This is a genomic window from Solirhodobacter sp. (genome assembly GCF_964715405.1).
This window is the reverse complement of the sequence record NZ_CBAICG010000018.1, coordinates 1-17474: the sequence shown is the minus strand read 5'-3', so window position 1 is coordinate 17474 and position 17474 is coordinate 1. Positions and strand designations below refer to the sequence as shown.

Here is a 17474-nt window from a genome sequence, read left to right as displayed (position 1 = left end):
GGAACCCCATGGGGCCATAGATCATGCGCGCTGCATGTCCGTCAACAGGGTCCGGGGAGGAAGTGCAGGCTTCTGTTGCCAGGTGCCTGCGAACCCCGCCTTACGCTGCTAAGCGCAAGGGCTTATTTTCGGCGACTCGAACTGCTTACGCAGCCAGAGCCATTGCCGGAGCACGGTTGTCATTGGCAACTGTACATTTTGGACCGATAACGGTGGTACCTCACCGGGCAAAAGCTAACACCTTTAGTCGTTCGTCGATCCTATTTCGACCCCATGACCCGCAATGCCGGGTGTTTGGTGGAGTCGCCGGGTACCGCCCCCGGGTCCGATCCGCTTATTACGTGCGCGTTTATCACCATAGTCCGGGTTGCCCCGGACAAGACCAATATAGGGGCGGACGCGCGCAGGCTCAAGGCCGCTGACGATGTCGCGCAAAGGAAAACGCCGCCCGGCAAGGGGCGGCGTTTCCTGTATTGCTGTCAGAGGTTTAGAAGCCTGCCTTGATCTTCTGGAATTCTTCCACCATGCGGTCGCGCAGCTTCTGGTCCAGCGGGGTCTGGGCCAGCAGGGTGCCCTTCACCGGGCTGACATCGTGCGAGACCAGCTGATCGGCCGGAATTGACGCCTCGCCGACCTGGTTGGTCGAGGCATAGCCGAAGTCGTCCAGCAGGCCCTGCGCGGTCGAGGGCGCGAGGAAGGCGTTGACGAAGTCATAGGCGCGCTGGTCGTCGCCGGGGGCGTCCTTCATGTGGACCCAGCCGCAGAACCAACTCGACGCGCCTTCCTTGGGCTCGCGGTTGAACACGACCTTCATCCCGGCCGCCTTCAGTTGCGTCGCCGAGTCATTCCACGACCAGGCCACCGTCACCTGACCCGACTGCATCAGCTGGTTCAGGCTCGACGGATCGCTCCAGTAGGACACCACGTTCTTGTGCGCCAGGCGCAGCCAGTCGGCGGCCTTCTTGAACTGCGCATCATCGACCTTGGTCCAGTCGGTCACGCCGGTCGCCAGCAGCGCCAGTGCCCAGACGTCATCCGAGTTGTCGGGCAGCGAAATCTTGCCGGCATATTTCGGGTTGACGAAGACCTGCAGCGTTGCCGCGTCCGCATCCGCGACCTTCGCGGGGTCGTACAGCGTTGCGGTGTAGGCGTAGTCGGTCGGGATGTACCAGACCGTGCCATTGTCGACGAAGACCTTGGAGTTCAGGAAGCGCGGCGCGATGTCCTTGAAGGCCGGGATCTTCGAGGTATCCCACGGCACGATCAGGCCCGCGTCGCGGTATTTCTGGATCATCTGCGAGCAGGGGTGGGCGATATCCACCTTGAAGCCCGAGGATACTTTCTGGAACGCCTCGTCGTCGTCGCCGAAGAAGGCATAGGTCGGCTGGTCGCCGTATTTGGTGACATAGTCGGCCACGAGGTTCTTCTGGTCGAAGCCCGCCCAGTCGAACACGGTCAGCTTGGGATCGGCGGCGTTGGCGGCCTGACCGAGCGCGAGGGTCGCTGCGGTGGCCAGCATCAGGGTGCGGATGTTCATTCTTGTCCCTATTGTCAGAGTTGTTATTGCCGCAAGGCTAGTTTAGCGGCGACAGCGTCTCAAGCATTTATTCGCGGGCCCGATGAAAATCGGGGCGCCGGACCGCGGCACGTTCCGACTGGAAAGCCCTTCCGGATCAATCTCTTGATGGCCGCGTTCAAGGGTGTTGGCGCGCATCACGGCGATGTGATGATGGCCGGGGCGCGCGGGAAGGAAGGATCCGTCGGCCGGTCGGCGGTGCGATGGGGTCTTGCCTCGCCGAAGTCTCCGGCGGAAGAAGGGGCGCGCGGGCCGGAAACGGCGCCGCGGCAAGGAGCGGCGCAATGACGGCAGCGGCAAGCGGCGGGGGACTGGTGACGGGCGATTATGTGCGCCTGATGGCGCGCTACAACGGCTGGCAGAACGCCAGCCTGCTGGCCGCGGCGGCGACGCTGGACCCGGTCGAACGCAACCGCGATCGCGGCGCCTTCTTCGGCTCGATCACCCGCACGCTGTCGCATCTGCTGTGGGGCGATCTGGTCTGGATGGGCCGCTTTGACGGCGGGCCGCGCCCCGAGGCCGGGATTGCGGGAAGCCCCGATCTGTTCCCCGACGGGCCCGACTATCTGACCCGCCGCGCCGAAACCGACGCCCGCATCCGCGCCTGGGCCGAGGTGCTGACCGACGCCGATCTGGCGGGCGATCTGCGCTGGTTTTCCGGCGCGGTCGGGCGCGAGGTCACCCGGCCGCGCGCCTTCTGCATCGTGCACATGTTCAACCATCAGACCCATCACCGCGGGCAGGTCCACGCGATGCTCACGGCGGCGGGCGCGCGGCCGGGCGACACCGACCTGTTCATAATCCCCGACAGCATCGACTGAGGAGAGAGCCATGTTTACCGCGCTGGTCGTCGAGAAGGACGCCGAGGGCAACACCCACGCTTCGGTGCAGGCCCTGAGCGAGGATCGCCTGCCCGAGGCCGAGGTGACGGTTGCCGTCGAGTATTCGACGTTGAACTACAAGGACGGGCTCTGCCTCGGCGCGGGCGGCGGGTTGGTGCGGCACTGGCCGCATGTGCCGGGGATCGACTTTGCGGGCCGGGTGGAGGCGTCGTCGGACCCCCGCTACAGCCCCGGCGACAAGGTCGTGCTGACCGGCTGGCGGGTCGGCGAGGCGCATTGGGGCGGTTATGCGCAAAAGGCCCGCGTGCGCGCCGATTGGCTGGTGCCGCTGCCGGACGGCCTTACGACGCGGGCGGCGATGGCGGTGGGCACGGCGGGCTTTACCGCGATGCTGGCGGTGATGGCACTCGAGGATCATGGGCTAACCCTACAGAAAGGCGAGGTTCTGGTGACCGGCGCTGCGGGCGGTGTGGGCTCGGTCGCGGTGGCGGTTCTGGCGCATCTTGGCTATCAGGTCGCGGCCGTCACCGGGCGACCCGAAACGGCGGACTATCTGCGCGGGCTTGGCGCGACCCGGATCGTGCCGCGCGAAGACCTGGCCGAGACGGTCAAGCGCCCGCTGGAGGCGGAAACCTGGGCGGGCTGCGTTGATGCGGTGGGCGGCGCGATGCTGGCGCGCGTGCTGGGGCAGATGAAATACGGCGCCTCGGTCGCCGCGGTGGGCCTGGCGGGCGGATCGGCGCTGCCCGCCTCGGTGGTGCCGTTCCTGCTGCGCGGGGTGAACCTGCTGGGCATCGACTCGGTCCTGCGGCCCTACGACGACCGTGTGCGGGCCTGGGCGCGCATTGCCCGCGACCTGCCGATGGACAAGCTGGAGGCGATGATCCGCCCCGCGACGCTGGCCGACCTGCCCGCGCTGGGGGCTGCGATCCTGCAAGGGCAGGTGCAGGGCCGCGTGGTGGTGGATGTGAACGCCTGAGCCGGGGCTTTACGAGGCCCAGGCGACAGGCTAGCAAGGACGCGACCCCGCCGGTTTCGCGGGGTCTGCCGGTGACCTTCGACAGCCGTCGGACGCAGCGGCTCGGCTGGAAGACCTGCCATTCCGGGGGTGACATCCTCAACGGTATGGTCATCCCCGGGCGCGTCGGATGTGTTTTGCAAAGGGCCTCACCCATGACAGACCTTGATCTTTCCTTCACCCGCAGCCAGTTTCCGGCCTTTTCGCAGCCCGCGCTGCAAGGTCAGGCGTTCTTTGAAAACGCCGGCGGATCATACCCTTGCGTGCAGGTCTTCGACCGGCTGACGCGGTTCTACCGCGAACGCAAGGTGCAGCCCTACGCGCCCTATGCCGTCTCGGAACTGGCCGGGGCCGAGATGGACGAGGCGCGCGCGCGCCTGGCCGCGATCATGGGCGTGGCGACCGACGAGCTGAGCTTCGGCCCCTCGACCAGCGCCAACACCTATGTTCTGGCGCAGGCGTTCCGCCAATGGCTACCGTCGGGCGCCGCGATCGTGGTGACCGATCAGGACCACGAGGCGAACACCGGCATCTGGCGCCGTCTGGCGAACGACGGGGTAGAGGTGCGCGTCTGGGGCATCGACCGTGATACCGGGCATCTGGACCCGGCGGTGCTGAAGGGGCTGCTGGCGGATGGCAAGGTGCGGCTGGTGTGTTTCCCGCATTGCTCCAACGTGGTGGCCGAGATCAACCCGGTGGCCGAGATCGTGGCCATCGCCCATGCGGCGGGGGCGGTGACCTGCGTCGATGGCGTCAGCTATGCGCCGCACGGGCTGCCCGATGTCGCGGCACTGGGGGCCGATATCTACCTCTTTTCGGCCTACAAGACCTATGGGCCGCATCAAGGCCTCATGGTGATCCGGCGCGCCTTGGGCGAGGCGCTGCCGAACCAGGGCCATTATTTCAACGGCGATACGCTCTACAAGCGCTTCACCCCGGCCGGGCCGGACCATGCCCAGATCGCCGCTAGCGCCGGGATGGCCGACTACATCGACACGCAGGCCGCCCATCACGGCGGCGGGGCGCTGAGCGCCCGCGCAAAGGGCGTGCTGGTGCACGACCTGATGCGCGCGCATGAGGTGCGGCTGCTGCAACCGCTGCTCGACTACCTTGCCGCGCGCAACGACGTGCGGCTGCTGGGCCCGCGCCACGCCGAGGATCGGGCGCCGTCCGTGGCGCTGGCCTGCGACCGGCCGGGCGAGGACGTGGCGCGGGCGCTGGCCCCGCACGGCATCATGGCGGGGGGCGGCGATTTCTACGCCGTGCGCCCGCTGGCGGCGATGGGCGTTGATCCGGGCCGCGGCGTGCTGCGTATGAGTTTCGTGCACTACACCAGCGCCGACGAGGTGGCCCGGCTGATCCGGGCGCTTGATCAGGTGCTGTAACCACGGGGCATTCCCGTGCCGGACAGGACGGGAATGACGAACCAGCCGCCGATGATCCTGTGGTTTCGCCGCGATTTCCGGCTGGCCGACAACCCGATGCTGGCCGCCGCCGTGGCGACCGGGCGGCCGCTGATCGGGGTGGCGATCTGCGATGAAACCATTGCGGCGCTCGGGGCCGCGCCGCAATGGCGCTGGGGGGCCGCGGTCGGCGCCTTCGCGGCCCGGCTGGAGGCGATCGGCGCCCGGCTGATCCTGCGCCGGGGGCCTGCGCAGGACGCCCTCGACCGGCTGATCGCCGAAACGGGGGCGACGGCGGTCTGGTGGGGGCGGCTGTACGATCCGGCCGCGAAGGCGCGCGACACCGCCGTCAAGGCCGCGCTGCGGGCGCGCGGGATCGACGCGCAGAGTTTTCCCGGCTTCCTGCTGCACGACCCCTGGACGGTGGCGACCGGGCAGGGCGGTTTCTACCGGGTCTATACGCCCTACTGGAACGCGGTGAGAACCCGCGCCATCGACCTGCCTGCGCCGACCGTGGCGCGGTTGCGCCCGCCCGAGGCCTGGCCCGCAAGCGACCGGCTGGACGACTGGCGGCTGGGCGCGGCGATGCGGCGGGGCGCGGCCATCGTGGCGCGACACGCCCGCGTCGGCGAGGCGGCGGCGCAGGACCGGCTGGCGGCGTTCATCGCCACCCGCGTCGGGCGCTACCGCGAGGCGCGGGATTTTCCGGCCGAGGACGCGACCTCGCGCCTGTCGGAAAACCTCGCGGTGGGCGAGATCGGGCCGCGTCAGGTCTGGCACGCGGGCCAGCGCGCGCTGCAGGAGGGCGCCGGGGGCGCCGAGCAGTTCCTGAAGGAACTGGTCTGGCACGAGTTCGCGTATCACCTGCTGCACCACACCCCCGAGATCGCCACCCGCAACTGGCGGCCCGAGTGGGACGCCTTCCCCTGGCGCGGCGACAGCCCCGACGCCGAACGCTGGCGGCGCGGCCAGACCGGCGAGCCCTTCGTCGATGCCGCGCTGCGCGAGATGTATGTGACCGGCACGATGCACAACCGCGCCCGGATGATCGCGGCGTCCTACCTGACCAAGCACCTGCTGACCGATTGGCGCCTGGGGCAGGCCTGGTTCGCGGATTGTCTGATCGACTGGGATCCGGCGGCGAACGCGATGGGCTGGCAATGGGTGGCCGGATCGGGGCCCGATGCCGCGCCCTATTTCCGCGTCTTCAACCCCGCGACGCAGGCGGAAAAGTTCGACTCCGATGGCGCTTACCGCCGCCGCTTCATTGCCGAGTGGTCGCCAAGACCCGGACCCGAAGCGCTCGATTTCTTCCGCGCGGCGCCGGTGTCCTGGGCGCTCGACCCGGCGGCGCCCTATCCGGCGCCGATGGTGGCACTGAACGCTGGGCGCGACCGCGCCTTGGCAGCCCATGCGCAACGAAACGCTTGAGCGACGGCCGCGTATCTGGAAGGGTGCAGAAAAACCCTGGGGGATGGGATGATGGTGCTGACCTCCGTGAAGGGCCAGACCGGCCTGCCGCGCTACTTCGCCCAAGTGTTCGAGGTGGCGCAGTCGTTGGAAAACGGGCGGCTCGATTTCGTGCTCGACGATGGCCGGGTGTTCCGCGCCGAGGGGCGCCATCCGGGCCCGGTGGCGGTGGTGGAGGTGCACAACCCTGACCTTTTCGCGCGCCTGATCCGCGAGGGCGATCTGGGGTTTCTCGAAGCCTACATCGACGGCTGGTGGACGACGCCCGACCTGCAGGCCTTCATGGACCTCGTGCATGCCCGCAACGACACGCTTTATGACGGCTTTCCCGGCATGGGGCTGGTGCGCACCTTCGAGAACCTGCGGCACTGGCTGCGCGGCAACTCCCGGCGACAGGCGCGCAAGAACATCGCGGCGCATTACGACCTTGGCAACGACTTCTACCGGCTATGGCTGGACGAGACGATGACCTATTCCTCGGCGCTGTTCCGGTCCGGGCAGGAGCCGATGGAGCGGGCGCAGCGCCAGAAATATGAAAGCATGGTGGACCAGATGGGCGCCCAACCGGGCGATCATGTGCTGGAAATCGGCTGCGGCTGGGGCGGGTTCGCGGAGTATGCGGCGGCGGAGCGCGGTCTTCGCGTCACCGGCCTGACGATCTCGCAGGCGCAGCACGACTATGCGGTGGCCCGCATCAAGGCGGCCGGGTTGCAGGACCGGGTCGAGATCAAGATGCAGGACTACCGCGACGAGCGTGGAACCTATGACGGTATCGCCAGCATCGAGATGTTCGAGGCGGTGGGTGAAAAGTACTGGCCGACCTACTTCCGCACCGTCCGCGACCGGCTGAAACCGGGCGGCAACGCCACGCTGCAGATCATCACCGTGCAGGATGCGCGCTTCGAGATTTACCGCAAGGGCGTGGATTTCATCCAGAAATACATCTTTCCCGGCGGCATGCTGCCGTCGCCGACCGCGCTGCGCGACGAGGTACGCCGCGCCGGGCTTCAGGTCCGCCACTCGATCGAGTTCGGCGATGGCTACAGCCAGACCCTGCGGCGCTGGTATGACACCTTCAACACCCGCTGGGACGAGATTTCGCGGCTCGGGTTCGATGACCGCTTTCGGCGGATGTGGAATCTCTACCTCACCTCTTGCGCCGGGGCGTTCGAGGGCGGTAACTGCGACGTGACCCAGATCACCATCACAAGGCCCGCCGCCTGAATGCCCACCGCCCCCAAACTGTTCGCGGCCATCGCCTTCGGCCTGCTCGCCTTCTTTGCCGCCGAGGCGCTGAAACCCTACCTGCCCGAGGGAACGCCGTTCGGCTTCTACTCCGAGATTTGCGCGGCGTTCGGGGTGCTGACCGGCTGGATGATGATGGGCAAGATGGCCGGGCGCGGCTACAGCGCGGCGATCAGTTCGGGTCTTGGCAGTTCGGCCACGATGGTCGTCGTGTCGCTGTTCGCGTTCTCGGGGCGCGAGATGATCCTGCGGTCGCTCGACCACCGCTACAAGGGGCCGCAGCAGGCGGTGGAGGCGGTGTTCGGCCTGATGGCGGACTACGGCAAGCTGCTCTTGAACCCGGCTGACCTGACGATCCTGATCGGCGGCGCGGCCGTCGCCGGCATGTTCGTCGAGTGGACAAGCCGGCGCTGGCTGTGAGCGGGGTCACCTTCTTCTTCTATGGCACGCTCTGCCATGCGCCGCTTCTGGCCGCGGTGCTGGGGCGCGCGGTCCCGATGCGGCCGGCGCGGCTGGCCGGTCATGCCGTGCACTGGGTCGCGGACCATGCCTTTCCGATGATCCTGACGCAGGCGGGTGGCGTCGCGGCGGGTGTCATCGTCGAGGGGCTGGAGCCGACCGATATCGCCCGGCTCGACTTTTACGAAGGCGGCTTCGACTACGCCACCCATGAGGTGACGGCCGAGGCCGACGGCACCCGCATCGCGGCGCGGGTCTACATCGCCACCGCCGACCGGCTGCACCCCGGCGCGCCTTGGGTGCTGCAGGACTGGGTGGATCGCTACGGCGCGGTGGCGGTGCGCGCCGCCGGGCGGTTCATGCAGGATTTCGGCCGGGTGCCACCGGGCGAGGCTTGGCGGCGCTATCCGGCGATGCTGGTGAGGGCGGCGGCCGAGCTGCGCGCGGCGCAGGCGGCGCCAACGCGGATGCGGCGCGCGACGGCGCCCGGCGATGTCGAGGTGACGCGCCACACCGAGCCCTACGCCCAGTTTTTCTCGGTCGAGGAGTTTGACCTGCGCCACCGCCGGTTTGACGGCACGATGTCCGAGCCGATGCGGCGCGCCGTCTTCGTTTCGGGCGATGCCGCGACCGTGCTGCCCTATGACCCGGTGCGCGACCGGGTGATGCTGATCGAGCAGTTCCGCGCCGGTCCTTTCGGTCGTGGCGACCCGCAGCCGTGGATGCTGGAACCGATTGCGGGCCGCATCGACCCCGGCGAAACGCCCGAGGCTGCCGCGCGCCGCGAGGCGGTCGAGGAAGCGGGCCTGACACTGGGCGCGCTGGTGAAGGTCGGGCAATACTACCCCTCGCCGGGGATGCTGGCGGAATATCTCTATTCCTTCGTCGGCCTCGCCGACCTGCCCGACGGCAGCGCGGGGCTGGGCGGGCTGGCCGAAGAGCATGAGGACATCCGCGCGCATCTGGTCTCTTTCGACCGCCTGATGGCGCTGGTGGACAGCGGCGAGGTGCAGATCGCACCGCTGCTGGTGACGATTTACTGGCTGGCTGCCAACCGTGCCCGGTTGCGCGCCGAGGCGGGCCTCCTCTCCGCCTCGTGACCGCCCCCCGCGCTTGAGTTCCCGGCCCCCGCCGCCTATCAAGGGAGCGACGCAAGAGGGGCGAGACGCATGCGCATTCAGAAGGACCTGGCCGACGCGATCGGGAATACGCCGCTGATCCGGCTGCGAAAGGCCAGCGACGACACCGGCTGCACCATCCTCGGCAAGGCCGAGTTCCTCAATCCCGGCCAGTCGGTCAAGGACCGCGCCGCGCTTTACATCATCCGCGACGCGGTGGCGAAGGGGCAGTTGAAGCCGGGCGGCACCATTGTCGAAGGCACCGCGGGCAACACCGGCATCGGCCTTGCGCTGGTCGGCGCCTCGATGGGGTTCCGCACCGTCATCGTGATCCCCGAGACGCAGAGTCAGGAAAAGAAGGACATGATCCGCCTGGCCGGCGCCGAACTGGTGCAGGTGCCCGCCGTGCCCTACAAGAACCCCAACAACTATGTGCGCTATTCCGGCCGTCTGGCCGCGGCGCTGGCCAGGACCGAGCCGAACGGGGTGATCTGGGCGAACCAGTTCGACAACGTGGCAAACCGGCAGGCGCACCTCGAGACCACGGGGCCGGAAATCTGGGACCAGACCGGCGGCCGCGTCGATGGCTTTGTCTGCTCGGTCGGTTCGGGCGGCACGCTGGCAGGCATCGGCCTCGCGCTGCAACCCAAGGGCGTGAAGATCGGACTTGCCGACCCCGAGGGCGCGGCGCTTTACAGCTATTACACCCGCGGCACCTTTGATGCGCCCGGATCGTCGATCACCGAGGGCATCGGGCAGGGCCGCATTACCGCCAACCTCGAAGGCTTCACCCCCGACATGGCTTGGCGCATCCCGGATGCCGAGGCGCTGCCGATCGTGTTCGACCTGCTGTCGGAGGAAGGGCTCTGCCTTGGCGGATCATCCGGCATCAACATCGCGGGCGCGATCCGCATGGCGCGCGCGATGGGGCCGGGGCACACCATCGTCACCATCCTGTGCGACTACGGCACCCGCTATCAGTCCAAGCTGTTCAACCCGGCATTCCTGAAGGAAAAAGGGCTGCCGGTTCCGGCCTGGCTGGACGCGCCGCCGCGCGCGATCCCGAGCGTGTTCGAGGGGTGATGGGGCGGCTTCTCTCCACCCTGCGGGCGGTGCTGGTTCTACTCTGTCTCGCGGCGGTGCCCTTGCTGGTCGCCCAACTGGTTCCGGCGCAGGCGCAGGACCAGACCACGGCGCCCGACTATCCCACCTGGGAGAAGTTCGCCACCCACGCCGAGACGGTGATCTCGGACGCGCATACGACGAATCTCGCGCTCGACCAGTTGCGCAAGGCGGTGGTGGACTGGCGCAGCCAGTTCCAGGCCGCGCAGAACGCCAACAAGACCCGCATCGGCACGCTGCAACAGCAGATCGCGGCGCTTGGGCCGGTGCCCGCCGAGGGTGTCGCCGAGGCGCCCGAGATTGCCCAGCGGCGCACCACGCTGGGCGACCAGTTGGCCAAGCTGCAAGCGCCGGGTCTGGCGGCCGACGAGGCCTATAGCCGCGCCGACGGCATCGTGCGCGAGATCGACAAGGTGCAGCTGACCCGGCAGGCGGATGCGCTGATGCATCTGTCGCCCGCGCCGGTGAACCCGGCGAACTGGCCCGCGGCGCTGACGGTGGCCACCGGAATCGGCACCTCGGTCTGGGGCGAGGCCGTCGATGCCTGGTCGATCGACAACCGCCGCGCCGAACTGCGCAGCAACCTGCCGCTGATCCTGGGCTATCTGGCCTTCGCGCTGGTGCTGCTGGCGCGCGGGCAGCGCTGGATCGGCCTTGGCGTCGCCTGGGTTCGCCGCCGCGCGTCGGATCGCGGGGTGCAGGTGCTGGTGTTGCTGGCCTCGCTGGGCCAGATCGTGCTGCCGTTCCTGGGTGTGCTGGCGCTGGTGCAGGCGATTGCCAGCACGGGGATGCTGGGCCTGGTCGGTCAGACGGTTGTGCTGGTGCTTGCGCCGATGGGGTTGACCATCTTTGCCGCGCGCTGGCTGGGCGGCCAGATGTTCCCGCGCCAGTCCGACGTCCGCCAGGTGCTGGACCTGACCCCCGAGCGCCGGACCGAGGGGCGGTTTCACGCGACCCTGCTGGGTGTGCTGGTGGCGCTTGAGATTCTGCGCTCGGCGCTGGTTCATCCGGGCAGCGAGCAGGAGACCGCGAACGCGGTGATCAGCTTCCCGATCCTGGCGATGTCCGGCTTCGTGCTGTTCCGTCTCGGGTGGCTTTTGAAGCTGCACGCCACCACCGCGGGCGAGGCGGATGCCGACACCAGCTACCGCGATCAGGTCGTCGGGCTGATCGCACGCGGGGTGATGGTGCTGGCCGTTGCCGCGCCGCTGTTTGCCGCGGTCGGCTATATCGCCGCCGCCTCGGCTGCGATCTTTCCCACCGCGCTGTCGCTGGCGCTGATGGGGCTTCTGGTGCTGGCGCAGCGGCTGGTGGATGACCTTTACCGCTGGACCACCGGCGCCCCCGAAACCGATGACGGCGGTCTGCTGCCGGTGCTGATCGGCTTTGCGCTGACGCTGGTGATGTTGCCGGTCTTCGCGCTGATCTGGGGCGCACGGGTGGCCGATCTGGCCGAGCTTTGGACGCAGGCCGCCCAGGGCTTCTCGATCGGGTCGACCCGCATCTCGCCGACGAATTTCCTGACCTTCGCGATCATCTTCGCGCTGGGCTACGGCGTCACGCGACTGGTTCAGGGGGCGCTGAAGGCGACCGTGCTGCCCAGAACCCGGATCGACCTTGGCGGCCAGAACGCGATCATGGTGGGGGTAGGTTACCTTGGCATCGTGCTGGCCGCGCTGATCGCGATCACGGCGGCGGGCATCGACCTGTCGGGCCTTGCCATCGTCGCCGGTGCGCTGTCGGTCGGCATCGGTTTCGGCCTGCAGAACATCGTGTCGAACTTCGTTTCGGGGCTGATCCTGCTGATCGAGCGGCCGGTGAGCGAGGGCGACTGGATCGAGGTTGGCGGCGTGCAGGGTACGGTGCGGTCGATCTCGGTGCGCTCGACCCGGATCGAGACCTTCGACCGCGCCGACGTGATCGTGCCGAACTCCAACCTGATCACCGGCACCGTCACCAACATGACCAAATACAGCCGCGTCGGGCGGCTGATCGTGCCGGTTGGCGTGGCCTATGGCACCGACACCCGCAAGGTCGACCGCGTGCTGCGCGAGATCGCCGAGGCGCATCCGCTGGTGGTGCTGAACCCCAGGCCGCAGGTTGTGTTCATGGGCTTTGGCGCGGATTCGCTCAGCTTCGAGATCCGGGTGATCCTGCGCGACGTGAACTTCGTGCTGGATGTGAGAAACGAGATGAACCACCAGATCGCCGAACGCTTTGCCAAGGAAGGGTTCGTGACTCCCTTTGCCCAGCGTGACATCTGGATCCGCAATCCCGAGACGCTGCTGCGCGGGCCGACCAAGGAGACGCCATGACGACCGAGCCGCTGTTTCGCGCCGATGTCTACCTTGACGAAGCCATCGGCATCGTGACGGCCCACACGCCGGAAGGCGGCGTGGTGCTGGACCGGGCGATCTTCTACCCGACCGGCGGCGGGCAACCCGGCGACAGCGGCTGGATCGCCTGGCCCGGCGCGCCAAAGCTGACCATCGCCACCGCGGTGAAGGGCGAGGCGGGCGCGATCGTGCTGGTGCCGGCCGACCCGCTGCCGCTGCCCCCCGTCGGCACCGAGGTGACGCAGACGCTCGACTGGGGGCGGCGGCACGGCCTCATGCGGGTGCACACGGCGCTGCACCTCTTGTCGGTGGTGATCCCGCTGCCGGTGACCGGCGGCCAGATCGGCGCGGAAAAGGGGCGGCTCGACTTCGACATGCCCGAACCGCCCGAGGATGTGGCGGCCGTCGAGGCGGCGGTGAACGCGCTGATCGAGCGCGATCTGCCGGTCACCGAGGACTGGATCACCGACGCCGAACTGGCGGCCAATCCGGGGCTGGTCAAGACGATGTCGGTGCAACCGCCGACGGGGCAGGGGAGGGTGCGCCTGATCCGCATCGGGCGGGGCGCCGAGCAGGTCGATCTGCAACCCTGCGGCGGCACCCATGTCGCGCGCACCGGCGAGATCGGGCGCATCAGCCTGGGCAAGATCGAGAAGAAGGGGCGGCAGAATCGGCGCGTGACCCTGGTGCTCGAGCCCTGAGGCGGGTTTTCTCAAATCACGTTCCTGCTTGCGGTGATCACGATTTCGCGCATATTTCGCCGCTCTGTCGGTCGAGTCGAAAGACACCACCGGCATGGCGCCTGTTTCCGGGCGTTCAACACGGAGCCTGATTCTTGCGCCATTGTGCGATGAGCTGGAACAGCGAAGGCAGCGTGGCCCGGGCGACCGTGCGGCCCGGAGACGAAAACGCATGATCCGCCAACTGAGGGACGTGCCCGCCGGGAACGACATCGCCGAATTCGACGATGACGAGGACGCGCCGACCCAACAGGATTCGCACAAGAGCAGCCTTCGGGCGCTGACGCTCGGCGCGGTGGGGGTGGTTTACGGCGACATCGGCACCAGCCCGCTTTACGCGCTGCGCGAGGCGCTGCGCCCGGTCTCTGCCGAAGGCGTGTCGCGCTTTGATGTGTTCGGGGTGCTGTCGCTTCTGCTGTGGTCGCTGACGCTGATCGTGACGGTGAAATACGTGCTGTTCCTGCTGCGCGCCGACAACCGCGGCGAGGGCGGGGTGCTTGCGCTTTACGCGCTGTCGCGGCTGGCCATCGGGCACCGGTCGATCTGGCTGCTGGCGCTGGGCATCGCGGGGGCCTCGCTGTTTCTTGGCGACGCGGTGATCACCCCGGCGATCTCGGTGCTGTCTGCGGTCGAGGGCATCGGCCTCGTGGCGCCCGCGTTCGAGCAATTCGTGCTGCCGGTGACGCTGGCCATTCTGCTTGGCCTGTTCATCGTGCAACGCCACGGCACCCACACGATTTCGGTCGCCTTCGGGCCGGTCATGGCGCTCTGGTTCCTGGTCATGGGGGCAACCGGACTGGCGCACATCATCGGCGATCCCGAGGTGCTGCTGGCCTTCAATCCGGTCTACGCGATCGAGTTCATCCAGCATCACCAGGTTGTCGCCTTCATCGTGCTGGGCGCGGTCTTCCTGGCCGTCACCGGGGCCGAGGCGCTTTACGCCGACCTTGGCCATTTCGGCCGCAGGCCGATCCGGCTGGCCTGGTTCATGCTGGTGTTCCCGGCACTGGTGCTGAACTACCTCGGGCAGGGGGCGCTGGTGCTCGCCGATCCCGAGACGCTGCACAACCCGTTCTTCCTGATGGTGCCGGATTGGGCGCTGCCGCTGCTGGTCGGGCTGGCCGCCCTTGCCACGGTGATCGCCGCGCAGGCGGTGATCACCGGCGCCTATTCGATGACCCGCGCGGCGATCCAGCTTGGCCTTTTGCCTCGCATGTCGATCGTGCACACCTCCGAGCGGTTGAGCGGCCAGATCTACATCCCCGCGGTCAACTGGCTCTTGCTGGCGGGCGTGCTGTTCTTCGTGCTGACGTTCCGCAACTCGTCCGCGCTGGCCTCGGCCTATGGCATCGCGGTCACCGGCGCCATGCTGGTGGATACGACGCTCGCCGTGGTCTACTCGCTGCGCGGCTGGAAGCTGCCGCTCTGGCTGGTGGTGCCCTGCGCGATCCCGTTCTTCCTGCTTGAAGGCACGTTCTTCCTGTCGAACCTCACCAAGATCCCCGAGGGCGGCTATGTCCCGATCGCCCTGTCGTGCACCTTCGCGCTGCTGATGTGGACCTGGTGGCGCGGCACGCAACTGGTGATGGCGCGCGAAAGCAAGGAGAAGGTCGACATGGACGGCTTCGCCCATTCACTCGCCGAGTCCTCCAGCATCAGCCGGGTCTCGGGCACCGCCTTCTTCCTGACCTCCGACCCGACGGCCGTGCCCGCCGCGCTCTTGCACAACCTCAAGCACAACCGCGTCCTGCATGAGCGCAACGTGCTGCTGACGGTGGAAATCCTGCGGGTGCCGAGGGCGGCCGCGGACGAGCGCGTGGAATACAGCCGGATCGACGACCACTTCGCCCGCCTCAGGCTGCGCTTTGGCTTCATGGAGACGCCGAACCTGAGCCGCGCGCTCGGCCTTGCGCGCCGCGAGGGGCTGAAGTTCGACGTGATGTCGACCTCGTTCTTCCTCGGCCGCCGCAAGGTGGTCCTGGGCGCCCGCGCCGGTGTCGCGCGGCTGCTGGACCGGCTCTACATCGGCCTCAGCCGTTTTGCCGCCGACCCGAGCGAGTTCTATCACCTGCCGCGCGACCGCGTGGTCGAGCTTGGCTCGCGCATCACCGTGTAACGATGCGGAACGGCGATGATTTCTCGCCCCGCCCCCTTGCCACCGCCGCGCCGCTGCCTGTAAACACCGCGACACGGAGCGGTGGCCGAGTGGTCGAAGGCGCACGCCTGGAAAGTGTGTAGACGGGAGACCGTCTCGAGGGTTCGAATCCCTCTCGCTCCGCCACTTGCCCTCGCGAATGCGTTCTCCCGATCCGGCTGCGGCCGGATTTTTCCGTTGTTTTCGGGGGTTATGCGGGTGGGGCTGTTAACCAGCGCAGTCCCCATGTGGACGGAAAGCGTTCTCTCCGGGCCGATATTCTCCGGACCTGTTAACCGCGCACGATACGGTAAACAGCTCTAAGTCGTTGCCTTGGATGTATTTTGGTCGCCCGCGCCTTCATCTCATTTCGCCTGTTCAACTGGGTTCCGGTCGAGACACAGACCAAACAACTGGACTGAAATGGCTGCCTTGGCACGCTGGTGTTCATAATCCCACGGCGTCGCTGTTCGTCCTTTGTACCGAGTCATTCGCGTGCTAAGATTTTGGAAAAAGTGTGAGGCGTGCAGTTGACCCAGAAGTCAGACATCGAATCGACGGACGCGACGTGGAACCCGGTGACGGGCTGCACCAAGGTCGGCCCCGGTTGTGACAATTGCTATGCCGAGCGGTTCGCAGAGCGCTGGCGCGGGATTGCTGGACACCCTTACGAGCAGGGCTTCGACCTGACACTCTGGCCCTCGAGGCTGAAGCAGCCCGTGCTCTGGAAAAAGCCGCGGATGATCTTCGTCAACTCGATGAGCGACCTCTTCCACAAAGACATCGAACGAAAATTTATCGACGCGGTGTTCGATGCCATGGAGCAGGCGGACTGGCACGTCTACCAGGTGCTGACCAAGCGAAGCTCGCTCATGCGCAACTACGTTCGGAAGCGGTATGATGGAGGGCCGGTCCCTCGCCACATCTGGCTCGGCGTTTCGGTTGAGGACGCCGCGCACACGAGCCGGATCGAGCACCTGAAGCAGATCAATTCCGACGCACGCTTCATTTCGTTCGAGCCGCTGCTCGGGCCGATCGGGGATGTTGATCTGCGGGGTGTCGCGTGGGCCATCGTCGGGGGGGAGAGCGGGCCTCGGGCTCGGCCCATGGACGAAAGCTGGGCACGCCAACTTCGTGACATCTGCGACCGTGACGACGTGGCGTTCTTCTTCAAGCAATGGGGTGGCGCCCGGCCGAAGTCGGGTGGGCGTCTGCTCGACGGCGAAGAGTGGAACGGCTTTCCTTGGCAGATTGTCCCTGAACCAATCATTCGCGCCCCGCAGCCAGAGGAAGCTTGATGCCGCCTCGGATCGAAAACTACCAAGGACGTGAGCAGTCATTCATTAAGCATCTGTTTCTTAACAAGTATCTTGAGTCCGCCGCCTACAAGCTCTTCCAAGGAAGATCACCGGTTTTCAATTTCGTTGATGCGTTCGCCGGACCTTGGCGCGTGTCGGACACGAACCTGTATTCGGATGCTTCGTTTTCGCAAGCCATCGAGACGCTTGAAACAGTGCGCAAGTCATTGCTCGAAATGGGGCGGCCAGGCCTCAAGGTGCGTTTCCGGTTCTGCGAAAGAAACCCGGCATCTGTCGCGAAACTTACGCATTTCGCGGCGCTGAAACCCGAGTTTGACATCAAGGTGTTTTCGGGATCCTTCGAAGACAATCTCGATGGTATCCGCAGTGCGTGCCGCGACGGCTTCACCTTCACGTTCATCGACCCCACGGGTTGGAATGTCGAATCCGGGAAGGTTTTTGATTTCCTGCGAGCGCTGAATGGTGAGTTCCTGTTCAACTTCATGGCCGAGGAGGTGAACCGTCATGCTGGTTGGGATGGTGTCGCAGAATCCGTAGGGCGGTTTCTAGTGTTCTGAGTCTGACACTTGCTACCTGTTTCCTCTGACTTCATCGAGTTTGTTCAGCGCGCGTCGTTCACGGGTGAGGATGTCTTCGGCTGTTTTGGTCCAAGTAAACGGCTTTGGTTTTGTGTTGTGCTGCCCGAGGTAGTC

The 17474-nt window shown here is 66.9% G+C and carries 14 protein-coding genes, 1 tRNA gene and 1 other RNA gene; 14 read left to right on the top strand and 2 right to left on the bottom strand.

Annotated elements, in window-relative coordinates; genetic code table 11:
* Positions 1–61: 61 nt before the first annotated feature.
* Positions 62–417, bottom strand: a transfer-messenger RNA (tmRNA) gene (gene ssrA / locus AC11WY_RS09815).
* Between the two features lie 70 nt (positions 418–487).
* The gene (locus AC11WY_RS09810; RefSeq protein ID WP_482924887.1) at positions 488–1537 is read right to left on the bottom strand and encodes an ABC transporter substrate-binding protein; all 1050 of its coding nucleotides are present in this window, start codon (positions 1535–1537) and stop codon (positions 488–490) included.
* A gap of 323 nt (positions 1538–1860) precedes the next feature.
* Here AC11WY_RS09810 and AC11WY_RS09805 point away from each other — a divergent pair, with 323 nt between their 5' ends.
* The 14 genes from AC11WY_RS09805 to tcmP all read left to right on the top strand — a co-directional run bounded on the left by AC11WY_RS09805 (position 1861) and on the right by tcmP (position 17339).
* Positions 1861–2397 (top strand): DinB family protein, encoded by a 537-nt coding sequence (locus AC11WY_RS09805; protein ID WP_482924885.1) that lies wholly within the window; start codon positions 1861–1863, stop codon positions 2395–2397.
* A 10-nt stretch (positions 2398–2407) separates the two neighbouring features.
* A complete protein-coding gene (gene acuI / locus AC11WY_RS09800) occupies positions 2408–3397 on the top strand; it encodes an acryloyl-CoA reductase (RefSeq protein WP_482924883.1) in 990 nt (329 codons plus the stop codon).
* Between the two features lie 194 nt (positions 3398–3591).
* Positions 3592–4821: an aminotransferase class V-fold PLP-dependent enzyme gene (locus AC11WY_RS09795; RefSeq protein WP_482924881.1), complete on the top strand. Its 1230-nt coding sequence runs from the start codon at positions 3592–3594 to the stop codon at positions 4819–4821.
* A 33-nt stretch (positions 4822–4854) separates the two neighbouring features.
* Positions 4855–6270, top strand: coding sequence for a cryptochrome/photolyase family protein (locus AC11WY_RS09790; protein WP_482924879.1), 1416 nt, complete (start codon positions 4855–4857; stop codon positions 6268–6270).
* A gap of 48 nt (positions 6271–6318) precedes the next feature.
* Positions 6319–7533: a class I SAM-dependent methyltransferase gene (locus AC11WY_RS09785; protein ID WP_482924877.1), complete on the top strand. Its 1215-nt coding sequence runs from the start codon at positions 6319–6321 to the stop codon at positions 7531–7533.
* The gene (locus tag AC11WY_RS09780; protein WP_482924875.1) at positions 7534–7974 is read left to right on the top strand and encodes a TrgA family protein; all 441 of its coding nucleotides are present in this window, start codon (positions 7534–7536) and stop codon (positions 7972–7974) included.
* Positions 7971–9113, top strand: coding sequence for a gamma-glutamylcyclotransferase (locus AC11WY_RS09775; RefSeq protein ID WP_482924873.1), 1143 nt, complete (start codon positions 7971–7973; stop codon positions 9111–9113). The genes AC11WY_RS09780 and AC11WY_RS09775 overlap by 4 nt, the downstream gene beginning before the upstream one ends.
* Before the next feature lie 69 nt (positions 9114–9182).
* Positions 9183–10214, top strand: a complete 1032-nt coding sequence (locus tag AC11WY_RS09770) for a cysteine synthase A (RefSeq protein ID WP_482924871.1) — start codon at positions 9183–9185, stop codon at positions 10212–10214.
* Positions 10214–12568, top strand: a complete 2355-nt coding sequence (locus AC11WY_RS09765; RefSeq protein WP_482924870.1) for a DUF3772 domain-containing protein — start codon at positions 10214–10216, stop codon at positions 12566–12568. Before AC11WY_RS09770 ends, AC11WY_RS09765 begins: the two co-directional genes overlap by 1 nt.
* Positions 12565–13290: an alanyl-tRNA editing protein gene (locus AC11WY_RS09760; protein ID WP_482924868.1), complete on the top strand. Its 726-nt coding sequence runs from the start codon at positions 12565–12567 to the stop codon at positions 13288–13290. Before AC11WY_RS09765 ends, AC11WY_RS09760 begins: the two co-directional genes overlap by 4 nt.
* 211 nt (positions 13291–13501) lie before the next feature.
* Positions 13502–15445: a potassium transporter Kup gene (locus AC11WY_RS09755; RefSeq protein ID WP_482924866.1), complete on the top strand. Its 1944-nt coding sequence runs from the start codon at positions 13502–13504 to the stop codon at positions 15443–15445.
* A 75-nt stretch (positions 15446–15520) separates the two neighbouring features.
* Positions 15521–15610: transfer RNA gene (locus AC11WY_RS09750), tRNA-Ser, on the top strand.
* 383 nt (positions 15611–15993) lie between these two features.
* Positions 15994–16761, top strand: a complete 768-nt coding sequence (locus AC11WY_RS09745; RefSeq protein WP_482924864.1) for a DUF5131 family protein — start codon at positions 15994–15996, stop codon at positions 16759–16761.
* Positions 16761–17339, top strand: coding sequence for a three-Cys-motif partner protein TcmP (gene tcmP, locus AC11WY_RS09740; RefSeq protein WP_482924862.1), 579 nt, complete (start codon positions 16761–16763; stop codon positions 17337–17339). The genes AC11WY_RS09745 and tcmP overlap by 1 nt, the downstream gene beginning before the upstream one ends.
* Positions 17340–17474 lie beyond the last annotated feature (135 nt).

What these genes read in the sequence shown, in the direction of transcription:
- AC11WY_RS09785 (WP_482924877.1), top strand. Translation starts at nt 6,319, where the DNA reads ATGATGGTGCTGACCTCCGTGAAGGGCCAGACCGGCCTGCCGCGCTAC.
- AC11WY_RS09765 (WP_482924870.1), top strand. Translation starts at nt 10,214, where the DNA reads ATGGGGCGGCTTCTCTCCACCCTGCGGGCGGTGCTGGTTCTACTCTGT.
- AC11WY_RS09810 (WP_482924887.1), bottom strand. Translation starts at nt 1,537, where the DNA reads ATGAACATCCGCACCCTGATGCTGGCCACCGCAGCGACCCTCGCGCTC.
- AC11WY_RS09780 (WP_482924875.1), top strand. Translation starts at nt 7,534, where the DNA reads ATGCCCACCGCCCCCAAACTGTTCGCGGCCATCGCCTTCGGCCTGCTC.
- AC11WY_RS09760 (WP_482924868.1), top strand. Translation starts at nt 12,565, where the DNA reads ATGACGACCGAGCCGCTGTTTCGCGCCGATGTCTACCTTGACGAAGCC.
- tcmP (WP_482924862.1), top strand. Translation starts at nt 16,761, where the DNA reads ATGCCGCCTCGGATCGAAAACTACCAAGGACGTGAGCAGTCATTCATT.
- acuI (WP_482924883.1), top strand. Translation starts at nt 2,408, where the DNA reads ATGTTTACCGCGCTGGTCGTCGAGAAGGACGCCGAGGGCAACACCCAC.
- AC11WY_RS09790 (WP_482924879.1), top strand. Translation starts at nt 4,855, where the DNA reads ATGACGAACCAGCCGCCGATGATCCTGTGGTTTCGCCGCGATTTCCGG.
- AC11WY_RS09755 (WP_482924866.1), top strand. Translation starts at nt 13,502, where the DNA reads ATGATCCGCCAACTGAGGGACGTGCCCGCCGGGAACGACATCGCCGAA.
- AC11WY_RS09795 (WP_482924881.1), top strand. Translation starts at nt 3,592, where the DNA reads ATGACAGACCTTGATCTTTCCTTCACCCGCAGCCAGTTTCCGGCCTTT.
- AC11WY_RS09805 (WP_482924885.1), top strand. Translation starts at nt 1,861, where the DNA reads ATGACGGCAGCGGCAAGCGGCGGGGGACTGGTGACGGGCGATTATGTG.
- AC11WY_RS09770 (WP_482924871.1), top strand. Translation starts at nt 9,183, where the DNA reads ATGCGCATTCAGAAGGACCTGGCCGACGCGATCGGGAATACGCCGCTG.